General features: G+C 42.8%; 12 protein-coding genes and 1 pseudogene. 7 read left to right on the forward strand and 6 right to left on the reverse strand.

Translation table 11 applies throughout. The features are described from left to right. Window positions 1-43: 43 nt before the first annotated feature. On the reverse strand, window positions 44-409 hold the full coding sequence (locus tag OCV68_RS14225) for a transposase (RefSeq protein ID WP_262573656.1): 366 nt from the start codon (window positions 407-409) through the stop codon (window positions 44-46). Between the two features lie 60 nt (window positions 410-469). Beyond that, window positions 470-1,381, reverse strand: coding sequence for an AraC family transcriptional regulator (locus tag OCV68_RS14230; protein ID WP_022474213.1), 912 nt, complete (start codon window positions 1,379-1,381; stop codon window positions 470-472). Between the two features lie 131 nt (window positions 1,382-1,512). Between OCV68_RS14230 and OCV68_RS14235 the strand changes: the two genes are divergently transcribed. Together OCV68_RS14235 and OCV68_RS14240 are read left to right on the forward strand one after the other, a co-directional pair. Then, window positions 1,513-3,513, forward strand: coding sequence for a glycoside hydrolase family 31 protein (locus OCV68_RS14235; protein WP_262573660.1), 2,001 nt, complete (start codon window positions 1,513-1,515; stop codon window positions 3,511-3,513). A 366-nt stretch (window positions 3,514-3,879) separates the two neighbouring features. Beyond that, window positions 3,880-5,061 (forward strand): MFS transporter, encoded by a 1,182-nt coding sequence (locus OCV68_RS14240; RefSeq protein WP_262573663.1) that lies wholly within the window; start codon window positions 3,880-3,882, stop codon window positions 5,059-5,061. Window positions 5,062-5,135: 74 nt separating this feature from the next. Here OCV68_RS14240 and OCV68_RS14245 read toward each other — a convergent pair whose 3' ends face one another. The 3 genes and pseudogenes from OCV68_RS14245 to OCV68_RS14255 form a co-directional block, all read right to left on the reverse strand. Next, complete coding sequence (locus OCV68_RS14245) at window positions 5,136-7,157, reverse strand: glycoside hydrolase family 2 protein (protein WP_262573665.1); 2,022 nt, start codon at window positions 7,155-7,157, stop codon at window positions 5,136-5,138. Window positions 7,158-7,609: 452 nt separating this feature from the next. Next, window positions 7,610-8,694: pseudogene (locus OCV68_RS14250) on the reverse strand (IS256 family transposase). A gap of 470 nt (window positions 8,695-9,164) precedes the next feature. Beyond that, a complete protein-coding gene (locus OCV68_RS14255) occupies window positions 9,165-10,091 on the reverse strand; it encodes a tetratricopeptide repeat protein (RefSeq protein WP_262573667.1) in 927 nt (308 codons plus the stop codon). 61 nt (window positions 10,092-10,152) lie between these two features. Here OCV68_RS14255 and OCV68_RS14260 point away from each other — a divergent pair, with 61 nt between their 5' ends. The 3 genes from OCV68_RS14260 to OCV68_RS14270 all read left to right on the forward strand — a co-directional run bounded on the left by OCV68_RS14260 (window position 10,153) and on the right by OCV68_RS14270 (window position 13,740). Continuing rightward, the gene (locus tag OCV68_RS14260; protein ID WP_022475869.1) at window positions 10,153-11,115 is read left to right on the forward strand and encodes a hypothetical protein; all 963 of its coding nucleotides are present in this window, start codon (window positions 10,153-10,155) and stop codon (window positions 11,113-11,115) included. Window positions 11,116-11,321: 206 nt separating this feature from the next. Then, entirely contained in the window at window positions 11,322-11,540 is a 219-nt protein-coding gene (locus OCV68_RS14265; RefSeq protein WP_022475870.1) for a hypothetical protein, read from the forward strand. Window positions 11,541-11,637: 97 nt separating this feature from the next. Continuing rightward, window positions 11,638-13,740 (forward strand): stage V sporulation T C-terminal domain-containing protein, encoded by a 2,103-nt coding sequence (locus tag OCV68_RS14270; protein WP_022475871.1) that lies wholly within the window; start codon window positions 11,638-11,640, stop codon window positions 13,738-13,740. 48 nt (window positions 13,741-13,788) lie between these two features. Here OCV68_RS14270 and OCV68_RS14275 read toward each other — a convergent pair whose 3' ends face one another. Next, entirely contained in the window at window positions 13,789-14,490 is a 702-nt protein-coding gene (locus tag OCV68_RS14275) for an effector binding domain-containing protein (protein WP_022475872.1), read from the reverse strand. Between the two features lie 308 nt (window positions 14,491-14,798). On the opposite strand from OCV68_RS14275, the gene OCV68_RS14280 reads away from it, so the two are divergent. Beyond that, the gene (locus tag OCV68_RS14280; protein WP_046437445.1) at window positions 14,799-15,284 is read left to right on the forward strand and encodes a PcfB family protein; all 486 of its coding nucleotides are present in this window, start codon (window positions 14,799-14,801) and stop codon (window positions 15,282-15,284) included. A 39-nt stretch (window positions 15,285-15,323) separates the two neighbouring features. Beyond that, window positions 15,324-16,499 (forward strand): type IV secretory system conjugative DNA transfer family protein (locus tag OCV68_RS14285; RefSeq protein WP_262573675.1); only part of this gene is annotated, 1,176 nt, incomplete at its 3' end.

A 16,499-nucleotide genomic window follows, 5' to 3' on the forward strand; every position in this document is an offset into this window, starting at 1 on the left:
GCATGGACGTGCACACAAAGCAGATTTCCCATTGTATATGTTACTATATGCCGCTTTCGTCCTTTTGTTTTTTTCCTCCGTCATATCCTCGGTTTTCGTTTGATGATACTGTTTTAGCACTTTGTGAATCAATCAAAGCATAGCTTGGAGCTTCTTTTCTACCTTTTGCCAAACGAACTTTTTTGACCAGTGCTTTCTGTATTTTATCCCATATTCCATTCAGACAAGCTCTTCTATAGAAGCTATATACGGTCTTCCACTTAGGAAAATCTTTTGGCAGGTTCCTCCATTGACACCCTTTTTTCACCAAGTAAAATACCGCATTTATCTGTTCTTGCTTTTCTTCCAAGTTCCTGTATTTTGCTTCCTGTAATATTGGTTTTATTATTTCCCATTGACTTTCCGTCATATCACTTGTATATCTCATTGTTCTTTTATTATACCACATTTATCTTGTGAAGACAAGTTCTTATTTCTTAAACTCCCGTGGGCTGCACCCGTAAACCTCCTTAAAAGCCTTGGAGAAATAGCTGTGGTCGTCAAAGCCGCAAAGGCCGCAGATGGTGTTTATGGGGTCGGAGGTGTTCTGTATCATGTAAGCCGCATTGCGCAGGCGGTAATTTTTCAGATACTCAAACGGGGACTGACCCGTTATGTTCCTGAAGCACCTGAGCACCTCGCTTTTACTGATGAATGCGGCGGCTGCCATGTCATCAAGAGTGATCTTTTCGGCGTAATGGTCATGGATAAAAAGCAGTATGTCACGGAGCCTTGTCTCCTGGGCAATGCTGGCGGCAGGGTGCGCCGACATATTCTTTTCCGACAGATGGATAAGTATCCGGAAAAGCTCGGAAAGCTCGTTGCGGACGATAAGCTCGTGATTGGGCACTCTGATATTTTCCGTGTTCCAGATGTTTGTGAGCAGCCCCAGTATCTTTGAATAGCTGCCGTCCTTGGGGGTGAATATCAGCTCACGCAGTCCGCTGTTGCCCGTTATGGGCGCAACATATTTCCGATGGTAGATGCTGTCCTCTTTTCCGCCCACTATGGAACCATGCACTACAACAGAGCGGAACACGCTTTTTTGACCCGTCCCCGCTTTGAACATGGCGTGAAGAGTGTTGCTGTTGATAAAATAAATATCGCCTTTGTTCAGTATGTGCTTGTTTTTGCCGCATTCCATAAGCACGCTGCCCTCCACCGCAAAACCGAATTCAAGCTCCTCATGCCAGTGCCAGCTCACAAAATTGTCCGTAACATCGGCATGATATACGGCTATGGGGAACTCCGCATCTCCGTGAAGTCCCGATTCATCTGATTTGAATGGGGGATCCTGACCGCTGTCCCCGCTTTTCAGCACGCTGTAATCAACTATAGACATTTCTTTCACCGCCTGACGATATTTTCATAGTTTCAGACAATATATTTATATCATTTCATGTCACTTGATGTTATAATTATACTATAGATCAGGCGAACAGTCAACACAGGAATTTTATAGGAGGTACAGCAATGATACGATTTACTGAAGAAAACGGCGCACTTATTGCACGGTCGAGAAATGAAACTATCCGCATTGAGGGCTGGGGCAATAATGCTCTTCGTGTGAGGACCACTCTTCTGAAAAAGCTCCCCCGGGACGCTCATGCTCTTACCGAGAACGTGGCACACAGCGCAAAAGTGACCATTGACGAGGGCAGCGAAACGGCTGAGATAGTGAACGGAAAGATCAAAGCCACTGTAAACGGCGTGGGCATTATTTGCTTTTACAAGGACAATGAGCTTATCCTGCAGGAATATTACAGATATTATTACGGCTCTGTACGCAAGGAGGCTATCTGCTACAAGATAAGATCCCGTGAATACAAGGGACTTGCTTCCGATGACTTTAAGATAACCGTCCGCTTCGAGTCCGACCCCAAGGAAAAGCTGTTCGGTATGGGTCAGTACCAGATGCCCATACTTGACCTTAAAGGCTCTGTTCTTCCCCTTGAGCAGAGAAATTCCCAGGTAAGCGTTCCCTTTGTGGTATCAAACAAGGGCTACGGCATGCTCTGGAACAATCCCTCAACAGGCGAGGCGGCTTTCGGAACCAACATCACCAAGTGGATATCCGACGAGAGCGATATGGTGGATTACTGGATAACCGCCGACGATACTCCCGCTCAGATCGTGACCAACTACACCGAATGTGTGGGCAGAGCGCCTGTTATGAGCAAGGATTATCTTGGCCTCTGGCAGTGCAAGCTCCGTTACCGCACTCCCGATGAGGTGCTTGAGGTCGCAAGAAAATACAAGGAGCTGGGCATCAGGCTTGACGTTATCGTTATCGACTTTTTCCACTGGCCGCATCAGGGCGACTGGAGATTTGACGAGAAATACTGGAGCAGGGACGCTGTAAAGGCAATGACCGATGAGCTTCATGCCATGGGAACAAAGGTCATGGTCTCCGTATGGCCGTCTGTGGATAAGCGCAGCGAGAACTATTATGAAATGGAACAGAAGGCGCTTATAAGCACCACCGATGTTGGTTCGGTGCAGACCTATGATTATGAGGGCGACTGCGGCACGGTTGACTTCTTCAATCCCGAAGCTCAGGAATTTGTATGGAGCAAGTGCAAGCAGAATTACCGTGACTGGGGCATCGACCTTTTCTGGCTGGACAACTCCGAGCCCGACAGCACCAAGTACGATTTTGAAAATTACCGCTACTATACCGGACGTGGCTCAAAGGTTGGCTGCGAATATCCCAAGAAGTATGTTGAGGCATTCTATAACGGACAGGAAGCCGAGGGCGACCATGAGGCAGTCAACCTCTGCCGTTCCGCATGGGTAGGAAGCCAGAAGTACAGGACACTTGTTTGGACAGGCGATGTTCAGTCGAACTTTGAGTCCTTTAAGGATCAGGTCATTGCAGGTCAGAACATGGGCCTTGCAGGTATTCCCTGGTGGACCACCGACATCGGCGGATTTATGACAGACAACTGGGACGACCCCGATTTCAGGGAGCTTCTCATACGCTGGTATCAGTACGGCGTGTTCTGCCCTATCCTGCGCATGCACGGAAACCGTGGCCCCGACTGGGATATCCCCAAGCTTGATGACCGTGATTTCGGCGGCGGATATCTTTACACAGGCCACCCCAACGAGCTTTGGAGCTACGGTGAGGAAGCCTATGAGATAATGAAGAAGTGGCTGGATATACGTCTTTCCATGAAGGATTATATTGCAGGACTTATGGAGGAGACCGCAAGAACAGGTGCGCCCGTTATCCGCACAATGTTCTTTGAGTTCCCCGACGATGAAAAGTGCTGGGAGCTTCCCGAGCAGTATATGTTCGGCAGCGATTATCTTGTTGCTCCCGTGCTTGAGCCGGGCGCAAGAGAGCGCAGTGTATATCTGCCAAAGGGGCAGTGGGAGAGCATCTCAGACAAGAAGATCTACAGCGGCGGTCAGATCGTCACCGTTCCCGCACCTCTGGATGTTATGCCTGTATTTAAGAGAATTGGATGATTTATTGATTGGTTATTATATAAAAATATCACTTAATTAAGGGACAGAACTTTCTCCGTCGAAATATCGGCGGAGAAGCTGTTTACATAATATATAATACTAATAACCATAGTGCCTCAGATGCGAAGTCAGATTTTTTGTCAGATTGTATAGAAATTTCGCAATTATTGCAAAGCAAGAATTTGCATACATGTCGTATGTCAGGAAATTTGTGTGCAAGATGACGGAAAATCTGCAGGCAGATGAGGTGCTAAGGCTTTTAGCCGGTGGTTTTTAGATGTGACCTATAATACTGCAATAAAGTAAAAAGTCTGTGCGAAAACAATAGAATTACCTTATACTGCTATTATTGAAAGGAACGTAAATATGAATTACAAAAAAACGCTGATAGCCTGTTACTTGGGATTTGTTACACAGGCAATAGCTGCAAATTTTGCACCGCTGCTGTTTCTTACTTTTCATAATAATTACAATATTTCTTTAGGAAAAATAGCGCTTATCTCATCTGTGTTTTTTACTACACAGCTTATTGTTGATATTTTGTGTGCACGTTTTGCAGATACTATAGGCTACAGAAATTGTGTTGTTGGTTCGCAGCTGCTTTCGGCGGTCGGACTTATCGGACTTGCTTTTCTTCCGCAGGTCACACCCGATCCGTTTGCAGGAATAATATTCAGTACAGTACTTTATGCCATAGGCAGCGGTCTTACGGAAGTGCTTGTAAGCCCTATCGTTGAGGCGTGCCCTTTTGAGCATAAGGAGGCAGCGATGAGCCTGCTCCACTCGTTTTACTGCTGGGGTGCAGTGGGAGTTATACTTCTTTCAACCCTGTTCTTTGCATTATTCGGGATAGAAAACTGGAGATGGCTCTCCTGCATCTGGGCAGTTATTCCACTGTGTAATGTGTTCAATTTTGCTGTATGTCCGATCGAGCATCCGACAGAGGACGGTAAGGGAATGAGTATTGGCAGTCTGCTTAAAGTTCCGCTGTTTTGGCTCTCCATTCTGCTTATGGTATGTGCAGGTGCATCGGAGCTTTCAATGGCACAATGGGCATCTGCGTTTGCAGAATCTGCACTGGGTCTTTCCAAATCAATGGGAGATATCGCAGGCCCGTGTATGTTCGCCGTTACAATGGGTATAAGCCGGTCATTGTACGGAAAATATGGTGAAAAAATTGATCTTATGAAATTTATGATCGGTTCGGGGGCTCTTTGTCTCGCTTGCTATATTACAGCCTCTTTGTCGGAGATACCCCTGCTGGGACTTGTCGGCTGCATAGTGTGCGGTTTTTCGGTAGGAATAATGTGGCCCGGAACTATAAGCATCTGTTCGGCTAAGATACCTTCGGGAGGTACGGCCATGTTTGCACTTCTGGCAATGGCAGGAGATATGGGCGGTGCACTCGGACCTGCAGTCGTGGGCAATATTTCCCAAAATGCAGGAGATAATATGCAAAAGGGTATGTTTGCAGGCTGTGTATTTCCGCTTGTGCTTATTATTTCCGTTTTCTTTGTAAAAAAGCTTAGCATACTAAACAGAGCATAAAAAAAGCGTTACCTTTCAATTCGATAGGTAACGCTTTTTCTATTGCAATATAGATGTTCGTTATGATTGAATCTTTAGCCATACCAACAAACTTTGTCATACTTTATCGTGTCATCATCAAATGTCGCTTTTGCAGTAATAGTATTTTTCTCATTTTTATTTATATTAACATTGTTCCATACAAAAACAGTATCATTGCTATTTGACAATTCGCTGCGTTTTATTATGCCAAGTGACCTGTTGTTAACGATAAGTTCAACACTTTGTGCATTTGAATATATCTTTATAAATGGTACATTGCAAGGTCTTACGTTATGACGGCGCTCAGTAATGTAGATAGTTTTCTCACTGCTCCATACAGACCTGTAAAAGAAATACGCATCTTTGGGTATGCGTTCTCTCGTGCATAGACCCTTATCATTCTGTCCTATCGTATCGCCCTCTTCACGACCACTGGAAGGAAAATCAAACATACACCATACAAATGCTGCCCAAAGATATTTTCTTGCAGAAAATTGCCGCCAAACAATTTCGTGAAGCTGTGACTGATAATTTTCATAATGACGAGCTCCATTCGGGTCAATATCGTTTAACCAGTCTATGCTGTCCTTGTGCTGTGTTAGGGCTCCGCCACCGCCGTATTCAGAAATGCATATCGGACGTTTTTCCTTTGAATTATGGTATAAGTCAAGCCATTCTCCGAAATGTTCTGCATCGCCTGCCTCCTTATACCAACCGAAATAACGGTTATATCCTACGACATCTGAGGGAAGCTGCAAAAATCTGCCATAGAACTGATTGTCTGCATAAGTTTTCAGCCTTGTGTTGTCCTCCGTGCAGGCAAGCTCATAAAGTTCTTGGTATAAAGCAAAAATTTCATCAGACATTTGGTGAAGTTCATTAGATATTCCCCATAAGATGATTGATGGATGATTGTAATTCTGCCTGATAAGCTCAATAAGCTGCTGTTTTGCATTTTCTGCAAAGCCATCTGCAAGAATGTGACGTTCGCTTTCATCCGGAGACATTTTGTTTATAATCCCTATCTCTGTCCAAACACAAATACCGAAATCGTCACACAGTGAATATTCCTGACTGCAATGCTGATAATGAGCCATTCTTACAGCGTTGCAACCCATATCACGAATAATTCCATAATCACGTTCACGTTGGATATTTGTCATTGCCCAGCCGCTTTCAAAGCTGTCTTGATGATAGTTCACACCATGAAGAGGATAAGACTTTCCGTTAAGGAAAAAACCATCCTCAGGGTTAATATGATATGTCCTTATGCCAAAATTTTCGGATACCATATCTGTTGCTTTGTCCCCATAAAATAGGGTGACTTCGGCACGATACAGACAGGGAGAGTTTACACCATCCCACAACTGCGGAGCAGATATTTTTTTTGAAAGTGTAAGCCTGTCGCTTTCTGTATGTCCACACATCTCTGCAACAGGCTTTCCGTCCGGGGCAAAAATTACGGCCTTTGCCTCTATGTTGTTGGCGGAATCAAGCTTTATCAGTACATCAATGTCTGCGCTGTCTGATGTAATATTATGTGGTGTGATGTAGACTCCGCAGGAACCACTGTCCTCAAGTGCAATGTGAACAGGTTCGGCGGCAATTAATTTAACTTCTCGGTACAATCCACCCATTTTTGTAAAATCGCCCTGTTCAGTAATTGGAGCAATGTAATTTGTGGGTGAATTGTCAACAAGGACTGCAATTTGGTTTTTTCTGTCATAGTGTACATAATTCGTTATATTTATGCGAAAAGCAGAATAGCCTCCATCGTGTTTTCCGGCAAAAAAGCCATTCACAAACACTTTAGCAGTAGTGTTGGCTCCCCCGAATTCAATGTATAGTGCCTTGCCCTTGTATTTTGTAGAAAGCTCCAAATCTCGGCGGTAACAGGTCAGTCCTTTATAATAGCTGCTTGTTACACTATCAGTTGCATTAAAAGTGTGAGGCAGGCAGATCTTTTCCCATGAGCAATCGTCAAATTCGGGGGTAACTGCATCATTTTCGCTTATTCCCAGATTATATATCTTGGCAAAGCACCATCCGTTGTTAAGTTCTATTTCAGTTCGCATAAATATTTTTCCTTAAATTATAGTTACTGTATGTTGTTTATCTTTCGGATTTATTTCATTATACCCTAAATTAAAAATATAGTCAAGAGAGGACAATACTAATAAATACGCTGTGGCGCAGCATTTTATCAGTCATAATTTCATGTTCCCAAGAATGAATATTATGAAGATATTGGGAGAATATTTTGTGCTTTCAAATTTGAAAATACCTGTAAGTTCATTGATGCTTCTACATGCTGAACACTGTATGTAAATTTTATTTAGTTCTGCGAAAAAAACTCTGTAAAAACAATCAACCGCAGAAAAATGACTTTGTGGTAAGAGCGGCTGATCAGTCGCTCTCTTTCTTTTTTCAGTATAAATTGAATACTGCCGTTTGTCAAGCTCCCGATGCAAAATATCCTGATTTCACTGCGCTGCGCTCCGTTGCATCAGGATATTTTGCGGCGGCATCAGTTCAGCCTGTCCGGATACATTATCTCAAGCTCACCGAGCACTTCGCCCCAGTTTTTTGCGGCATTGTCCATTTTGGGGCTATCTCCGCTGTTGCCAGATACAGAGCCTTTAAAAGTGCTGTATCGCTCGGAAATACGCTCCTCTGCTTGTTCAGACGGCGATAGCCGCTGTTAAGGCTTTCAATGGCATTGGTGGTGTATCAGTGACCCGCTCAAGCTGCTCCAATGCTGCTTTTTCGTATGGTCTTAAGGTCATTTGCAAATTCCTTCTTGTTTTTTTCTCCTGCATATTTCAGTGTATTTCTCACCTGATGAACAATGCAGCGCTGTAATTCTGTCTGCGGATATGCAGCTGCTGCAGCTTCTTTCATTCCGGAAATCCCGTCGGCACATATCACAAGAATATCCTTTACACCACGATTTTTCAGCTCATTCAGCACTCCCAGCCAATACTTTGCGCTCTCGTTTTCACCGATATGTATCGATAATACTTCCTTATGACCTGTAAGAATTACTGCCAGGATAACATAAGCCGCAAGCTTTTTTATCTGACCATTGTCACGGACAGAAAAATGAACTGCATCTATGAACACGATAGGATATACTTTATCAAGAGGGCGATTCTGCCACTCTTCTATCTGTGGGAGCAGCCTGTCGGTAATATCCGACACCATTCCGTCACTTACTTCAAAGCCGTAAATATCCTCAATAGTTTCGCTTATCTGACGGGTCGTCATACCTTTTGCATACAGTGAGATTATCTTCTGTTCAATGCCTGAAATGTCCTTCTGACGCTTCTGTACGACCTTCGGCTCAAAGCTTCCGTCACGATCCTGCGGGACTTCTATCTCGGTTTCACCAAAATTTCCACGTATTTTCTTGGTTTTCTTTCCGTTGCGGCAGTCGGTGTTGTCGGAGCGTTCATATGAACTGTATCCCAGGTGCTCGTCCATCTCTGCCTCAAGCATTTCCTGTATCGTTCCGCCCAGCAGATTCTTGAGAGCATCCTCAATATCCTTTGCTGTCTTGATATCATACTCCTGAAGCAGTCCTGTTATGATGTTCCTCTTGCCCTCGCTCATTGGCTCTCGTTTTCTTCTTCCCATAAAATTTCGTCCTCCTGTGTTATTTCTATTTTACCACAGTTCTTCGTTTTTTACAGACTTTTTTTCATAGGGACCTGCTCTTCACCGTTTTATTCCGCAGCCTGCGCTAGGTCGCCCCTCAGTGTTGCCCTCTTTGGACTGCATTTTTAATATGGTCAGAATTTTGGCGATTATTGCGTTTACACGGTTATTTTTTCATACCCTATTTTACAATTACGATACTACAACGCTCCATTAACATTTGTCCATATGCCAAACACAAAGCTACACTAAATTAAATTGAACCGAATGAAATAACATCATCCGGTTCAAAAATCTTAAGTGATATTTAGTTTTATTCTTTAGCGTGCACTATAGTGGTAAATAATTTCACTTGTCTGAACTAACTAGCATAAATCGCCCATTGTTTTATTTTTTTTACAATGCTCTTAAACAGCATGAGTTATTCACCTCATCAACCGTTTGCACATTGAAATATGATCTGTAACATCCTCTATTTGAGCCTTAATCCACGGGTCTGAGGGCATTTTTTCACGCTCCTTTTTATAAAGCTCTAAACATTTCTGATAATTTTCCAATGCTTCTTGTTTATCATACAATGTAGTAGACCAGATAACGCCTAATTCAAAATATGCTCCGACATTATCAAATTTCTGTGCAGCTGTATAATAAGCCTTTAAACATGCTTTTATACTATCGTCATCATTATCGTTAATAAATTGCGTATGATAATATCTTCCATTGAATAGCAGCCATTTTTCTGTCTCTTCATCATCTCCACAGCCAAAATTTTCAAACAGATAGTCTATCCATTTTGCCTTATTAGCATCATCGCCCGTTTTAGAATAGTAATAAATAAGTCTGCGTACCGCCAATTCAACCGGTGGATCTGCTTGCGCCAATGACTTATAAATATCAACAGCCTGTTTAACCGAACCATGCGCTTCAAGACACATTGCTAACTTAACCTTTAATTCTATGTCATCGGGATCTTTGGATTCTAAGGAACGATAATACTGTTCCGCTTTTGCAGCGTTAACAATTCCGTATTTTTCATCAATATAAAAATCTGCAACTATTTCCAATAAAACATCATTAGAAGTATCCAATGCAATTTGCTCAATTTTGCTTAGCATTTTTTGCCCTGCTTCAGGGTTATACATAGGAGACTTTGTATCCTCAGATAAATTCAGTAAATCGATCATCACCGAATTATTGGGGTTATAATACGTAAAATGCGACGTATCCAAATACATTTCTGTAAGTAGGCACATACATCTTAAATCATCGTGCTGCTCGCCTTGCTTAAGGTAATACTCTGATTTATTAAGATTTTGATGCGGTTTGTCAGCATAATAATAAAGTTCACCCAACTTATACATGGCATCTACATCATTATACTTTTATTAAAATTTCCACAGGGAGGAAAAAAAGATGTATAAATTTTCAGATGACACGATTGAAACTCTCGATGTAAAGCTTGGAACACTATTTCCCGAACTACAAGGTAAATGGTCAGAAGAATTCGGCACTTTAAGGTATGAATTTATTAAGGCTTCTCCCGAAGATCAAAAAATTATCTTAAAAGCACTGATAAACAATGTCAAGTCAGCCGATCTTCTGCAAATGATCGGAGAGCATGTTGATACACTCAATGGCAGAACTGATACCTCAATCATCACGGACCTTAATTCTATAGCCAAAAGCAATGGATACAGAGATTCTCATATTTTTTCCATTACCGAAGCCCTGATTGCAGGAGATATTGTCAGTACTAAAGTGCAGAAAACATTTCAAGGGATCTGCAATAACTTCTACAGAGTCAGCGGTGATTTAACTTATAAGCTGTTTGCGGATTACTCAAATATTTATTCATCAAAGAACACCGATAAACTGGAAAATATTATTTACGAACTTCGAGAAGGTTATAAGAATTCCAAAACTTGGAGTGACAAATATTCCTTCCTATATCTTCTCTGCCTGTGTAATCAGAGAATAACCCTTAACCGATACAAGGGTAATTTACCTGTTGGCAGAATGGAGGTGGAGGGGACATATGGATGCGCTATCAAGCGTGAGAATCTGTATATAGACGAATGCTTTGAAAAGGAAAGCCAATTAGCTTTCATAAGAGAAGATCCGTATGATCATAAATATATTATTGATGACTATGGCTTTTCTGCAGAAGCTGCTGTTGCGCTTGACTTTGAGCAAGTAATATCACAAGGATACTTCGCAATTTGCAGACTTTTCGTCACAGACTATCATTATTTTGATAGAAAGTTTGAAGATCAACTGGCTGACAAGTATTGTGAAATTAAACAAGCAACGAAATACAACAACAGAGGACCTATACTTCTATCCGAAAAAATGTCTTTTTGTCGTTACACCGCCTGAAAGCTAGAAATATCGGGCATCTGAGGCATAGACAAAAATCCAGCTGAAAAGTCTGTAAGATGCAGTTTATACCGTAAAAATGTCTTTTACGGTATAAGCCACCGTATTTCTCACATTTTCAACTATATATTATATTTATGAGCACTCATCTAAAGGGGTTTAAACCAAAAGATCCTGTCAATATTATTCAAAAGGAGGAAATCAAAATGAATGTAAATGTAAATGAAATGGACCGCACAACAGACGTGTGGCTGACTCAAAGCGAAGCAGGCAGTGAGCTTGTAGGCATGATGCTGAAAGATATCTACTCCGGCTGCAAGCAAAAGAACTATGATGTTACGGTATTCATCTCCGGCACAAAGAAGCCCGCTGACACCACTGTAGCTCTGGTCATGAGCCACCTTAGCCCTGTTATGCCTTCATGACGAATAGGGGTATCAGCCGACAGCTGATGCCCCTATTTTTTTCCTGTTGACCCCAATACCGTCAGCATGATAATATATATTGAAAGGACGTGTTAAAATGGCAATAGCAGCCTACTTACGTATTTCCGTTGATGAGGAGATAGGCAAGGACAATACTTCTATCGAAAACCAGAAGAGCATTATTTCGGCATATGCCGCCCAGAAATTTCCCGATGATGATATCGAATATTTTGAGGACCGTGACCGCTCAGGCTACACCTTTGAGCAGCGTGAGGGTTATCAGTACATGCGCAGAGGTCTGATGAGCGGCAAATACACCATACTTATCATCAAGGACTTCTCACGTTTTTCCAGGCGAAACAGCCGTGGTCTGGCGGAGCTTGAGGATCTGAGAGACGCCGGTGTCCGCATCATCTCAATAAACGATGGCATAGACTTTCCCACATGCGACGAGTGGCTGCAGATACAGTTCAGATTCCTGATAAACGAGATGCCTGTCACCGATACCAGCAAGAAGGTAAGCAAGGTCATTGAGAACCGCCAGAAAGAAGGCAGATGGATATGCGCTGTCCCCTACGGCTACACCATGACCGACAGCAAGGCAATGAAGTTTGAGGTAAACGAAAAGCAGGCAGAGGTCATACGAATGATATACGATATGTATCTGTCGGGAATGGGCTACAAGGCTATCTCCAACAAGCTTACGGAAATGAATATCCCCACTGCAAGGCAAGACGAAATACTGCGCTGTGAACTTATGGGAAAGTCCACGAGACTCAGGGGCAGCAGCCATTGGAGCAGCGTGACCGTAAGCCAGATACTCAGCAATGACTTTTATATAGGTACTCTCAGGCAGCACAAATACAGCAGAAAAAAAATAAACGGCGATGATATTCTGCTTCCTGCCGCCGAAAATATAGTCATTGAGAACTATCATACTCCTATAGTTACTAAGGCTGTTTTTGAACAGGCACAGCAGCAGCTTGCTGTGCGGACACGCTCAAACTACCGGGGTGTGAAGAAGTACAGAACAGATTACACAGGCTTCCTTATGTGCGGTGACTGCGGCAGACCTATGTCATCAATGAGCCGACCCAATCTTGCTCCCGCATACAGGTGCAGCACGTACACAAAGCATGGAAAGGCATACTGCTCTTCGCATCATATCAGAGTTGACAGACTGGACGACACGCTGAAAAAAGTCATCGAAAAGCTCCGTGATAATTCCACCCTTATAGCAGAAACCCTTGACAAGCAGCTTGCGGCAAGGGAGCGGAAGAATATTTCCGATGATACACCGGAACAGATAAACCGTCAGATATCACAGCTTAAGGCTGAGCTTGCAGCTGTGACCACTCAGCGCATAAGAGATATCATGGCAAATCCCACACAGGAAAAGCTCATCAACGAGACTTACGACATCATCATTTCCTCGCACTCGCAAAAAATTGAGGGGCTGAATGCTCAGCTTGAACTGCTTGCCAAACGTGACAAAACAGTGGCAGATACCAACAAAGCCGCCGCTACTACCGTTGGAGTTCTTAATGAGATACTTGAAAAGGAAAGACTTGACAAAACCGATATTGGCAGTATAATAGATAATATACAGGTCTATGAAGATCACATCACCGTGAACCTTCTCACGGATATTGACGGGATAATCAAAGCGGAAGCCGAACTTGCAGAGCCACAAAAGCGCTTAGATACGTTGGTTGATGACTGTGTAACTGTTGTAAGTGAAGGCGACCCCTTGGAAATATACACAAGCTCTGACGGAGAGGTCATTTTCAAGAAATACTCCGCCATAAATGAAATGGCTGCATCGGCGTCTCAGGTAGCAGAGGTCATGACAAAGCTTGCCAACTGCCCCACCGTTGTGTTCGACCGTGACCACGTTGTGGCTGTGGCGGGCGTGGGCAAAAAGGAGTTCAGCGAAAGGCGTGTTTCTCAGGGGCTGGAGGATTACCTCGAGCATCGAAAGAATTACATTTATTCTTCCGCAGATGATGTGAAGGTATTCCCCGTTGAAGGAATTGACAGGGCTGCCATCGCCTGCACTCCCATTCTTTCATCGGGCGATGTTACCGGCGCCGTGGCATTTCTTGCTCCTGCCTCGGGAGAAAATACAGCGGCAACTGAGGTGCAGAAAAATCTCATTCAGGCTGCTGCCCAGTTCCTCGGCAAGCAGATCGAAGAGTAACTATAAAAGCCTGACGGCTATGCGTCGTCAGGCTTTTGATATCTTCTGTTATTTTATGGAAATGTAGATGTTGAAGTCATGCTCGGAAACATACTCCTCAAAATCGGCGGTATATGCACGGTCAAGGGGCATGAACCACAGGCGGCACCAGAATGCGTAGATATCCTTTTGTGCATCGCCGTGAAGAGTGAACTTTGCGTATTTTCCTCTTGGTATCACTGTTGTTACGGTGTTGTCCGACACGCTGTCCTCGGTAACTTGGCAGCCCACTGTCATATCATATTCCCCCGTAAAATCCGTGGCATAATTGCTGTAAACGCCGTATGTGTAAGGGCTTGCCTTTTTGTCAATGCTCTGAAAAACGCCGCCGAAAAAGCTTTTCCACAGTCCGCCTATCTTTTCGCTCATATCGGGAGCGGTGTTTGAAGTGCGGCAGCCCAGTCCCCTGACGGTCATCTGCGGCAGCTCAACGACCTCGTATTCCATAGTGCCTGTACCGCCCCATCTTTTCAGCATGGGCAGCACCGACATATACATATTTACCGCCGCCTGCTTATCAGCCGCACGACCGTCACGCAGGTCGATATCGGCGCAGATATCCGCCATCTGCTCCATGGTGCAGTCCCCCATTTTTCCGTTCTTCATACAGAATTTGCAGAAATCGGCGCTGGGTGTTCCGTCGGCGTTGGTGCCGTGATCTGCTGCTGTCATGGGCATTGCACAGCTCTGGCATATTTTTGTGTTTGTCATAATAAGACTTCCTTTCATATTTGATAGGTCTATTATAACAAAGAAAACCTGACAGCGTGCCGTCAGGTTTTATACTAATTTTTAATCGTCCTATAGGCAAAGCCGACAGATGAAATAAGCCCAGTCAAGGAAAGCGACCGCAGGCGGGCTTGTTGCCCGGCAAGGGAGTTTGACGAAGAATGGACTTATTTCAGCCGAGGATTTGTCTGTAGGTTGATTGAAGATTATGGCTGCAAAGCACAGAAGACTGTCCGTTTCACACGCAGTATGAAATAAATCATATTATGCGTAGATAAGGAGGACATTCTATGGCTTCTGACATGGAACAAGGCTTAAAAAAGACACTTTCTCTTTCCAAACAAGCAACTGAACTTACATCAGACATAATGAAAGAGATGATGAAAACCTTTTTAAGCGGAAATGCAGAAAAGAAAGGTAAGATTTCTGTTCGCCAATTGAATAAACGTGCAACAGAACATGGTGGAAAGTTGGAATCTATTGAAGTGTCAGATAAAAATATCGGAGATTTTTTGTCTGTCGCAAAAAAATATGATATTGACTTTGCAATAAAACACGATTCAGCATCTGGCGAATTTCATGTGATGTTTGAATCTGGAAAGACAGATAATTTCAAGCGTGCTTTTACTGAATATGCAAATGAAAAACAGCAAGACATTGAGAAGCAGCCGACAGTAACAAGACAGCAGCTGCGTGAGAATGCACAGCGTATTCAAGAGCAAGAGCCGAAAAAGAAAGAAAAAGTTCGTGAAAAATCAAAGGACATGGCTCTTTAATGCCGACAAAGCCACTTGACTTTGACTTCGGAGAAAATAATGAATAGCAAAAAAGTAAAGAAAACGATATTGAGTTGGCTGCCATTTGTTATATTTGGATACGCAGGTGATTTGATTTCACTTGCATATCGAACAGCCGAAGGTAACGGAATCTCTGAAAAAATGATGCCATTTATGAATAACCTAGGCGTTGTTTTTGCACAGGTAATTCCGAGTTTCAATGTGATAGATTTGGGATTTGGCGTAGCAGTTGCACTCATAATGAAACTCATCATGTACATTAAGTCAAAAAACAAAAAGAAATTCCGTAATGGGGAGGAATACGGTAGTGCAAGATGGGGCAACGAACAAGATATAGAACCATATATGGACTTAAAAGATAAGTTTAATAATGTAATTCTAACGCAAACCGAGAGCCTGACAATGGGAAAACCCTCTCACCCGAAATACGCCAGAAATAAAAATATTCTGGTTATCGGTGGTTCTGGTTCAGGTAAAACAAGATTTTTTGTCAAACCAAACTTAATGCAGATGCATTCTAGCTATATCGTTACCGACCCGAAAGGAACAGTATTGATTGAATGCGGAAAAATGTTGAAGCGTGGTAGACCGATAGGAAAAGATAGCAATGGTAAGACAATCTATGAACCATATCACATAAAGGTTTTTAATACGATTGATTTCGCAAAATCAATGCACTATAACCCTTTTGCATATATTAGCGAAAAAAATCGTGAAAAGGATATTCTTAAATTTGTAGATGTCCTTATCAAAAACACAAGCGGAAATCAGCCGAATAGCGGTGAAGATTTCTGGGTTAAAGCAGAAAAACTTTTATATACTGCATATATTGCAATGATTTTTGCAACCTCTCCTCCGGATGAACGAAATTTTGAAACATTGATTGATATGATTAACATGTCTGAGTGCAGAGAAGATGATGAAACATTCAAAAATGCAATTGATAGACATTTTGAATTCGTTGAAATGTGGATAAACGGAACAATTCCGGAAGAAATTCCAGAGGAATATGAAGGATATGAGGGATTTAAAGAACTTGAACCCTCAGATGAAGTTGTTAGAATTGCTTCATTTGCAATCAAACAGTTTAAGTCATATAAGCTGGCAGCTGGTGTTGTATGCTCTAAAAGACTTCTTAATCAAGCGGTTGGGAAGTCTCTTAGAACACACAACCTAAAACCGAAGAAAGGAGCG

This window comes from Huintestinicola butyrica (genome assembly GCF_025567215.1).
Lineage (GTDB): Bacteria > Bacillota > Clostridia > Oscillospirales > Ruminococcaceae > Huintestinicola > Huintestinicola butyrica.

Excerpts from the sequence above, each read along its gene's own strand:
- OCV68_RS14225 (WP_262573656.1), bottom strand. The coding sequence starts at position 409 with ATGACGGAAAGTCAATGGGAAATAATAAAACCAATATTACAGGAAGCA.
- OCV68_RS14230 (WP_022474213.1), bottom strand. The coding sequence starts at position 1,381 with ATGTCTATAGTTGATTACAGCGTGCTGAAAAGCGGGGACAGCGGTCAG.
- OCV68_RS14235 (WP_262573660.1), top strand. The coding sequence starts at position 1,513 with ATGATACGATTTACTGAAGAAAACGGCGCACTTATTGCACGGTCGAGA.
- OCV68_RS14240 (WP_262573663.1), top strand. The coding sequence starts at position 3,880 with ATGAATTACAAAAAAACGCTGATAGCCTGTTACTTGGGATTTGTTACA.
- OCV68_RS14245 (WP_262573665.1), bottom strand. The coding sequence starts at position 7,157 with ATGCGAACTGAAATAGAACTTAACAACGGATGGTGCTTTGCCAAGATA.
- OCV68_RS14260 (WP_022475869.1), top strand. The coding sequence starts at position 10,153 with ATGTATAAATTTTCAGATGACACGATTGAAACTCTCGATGTAAAGCTT.
- OCV68_RS14265 (WP_022475870.1), top strand. The coding sequence starts at position 11,322 with ATGAATGTAAATGTAAATGAAATGGACCGCACAACAGACGTGTGGCTG.
- OCV68_RS14270 (WP_022475871.1), top strand. The coding sequence starts at position 11,638 with ATGGCAATAGCAGCCTACTTACGTATTTCCGTTGATGAGGAGATAGGC.
- OCV68_RS14275 (WP_022475872.1), bottom strand. The coding sequence starts at position 14,490 with ATGACAAACACAAAAATATGCCAGAGCTGTGCAATGCCCATGACAGCA.
- OCV68_RS14280 (WP_046437445.1), top strand. The coding sequence starts at position 14,799 with ATGGCTTCTGACATGGAACAAGGCTTAAAAAAGACACTTTCTCTTTCC.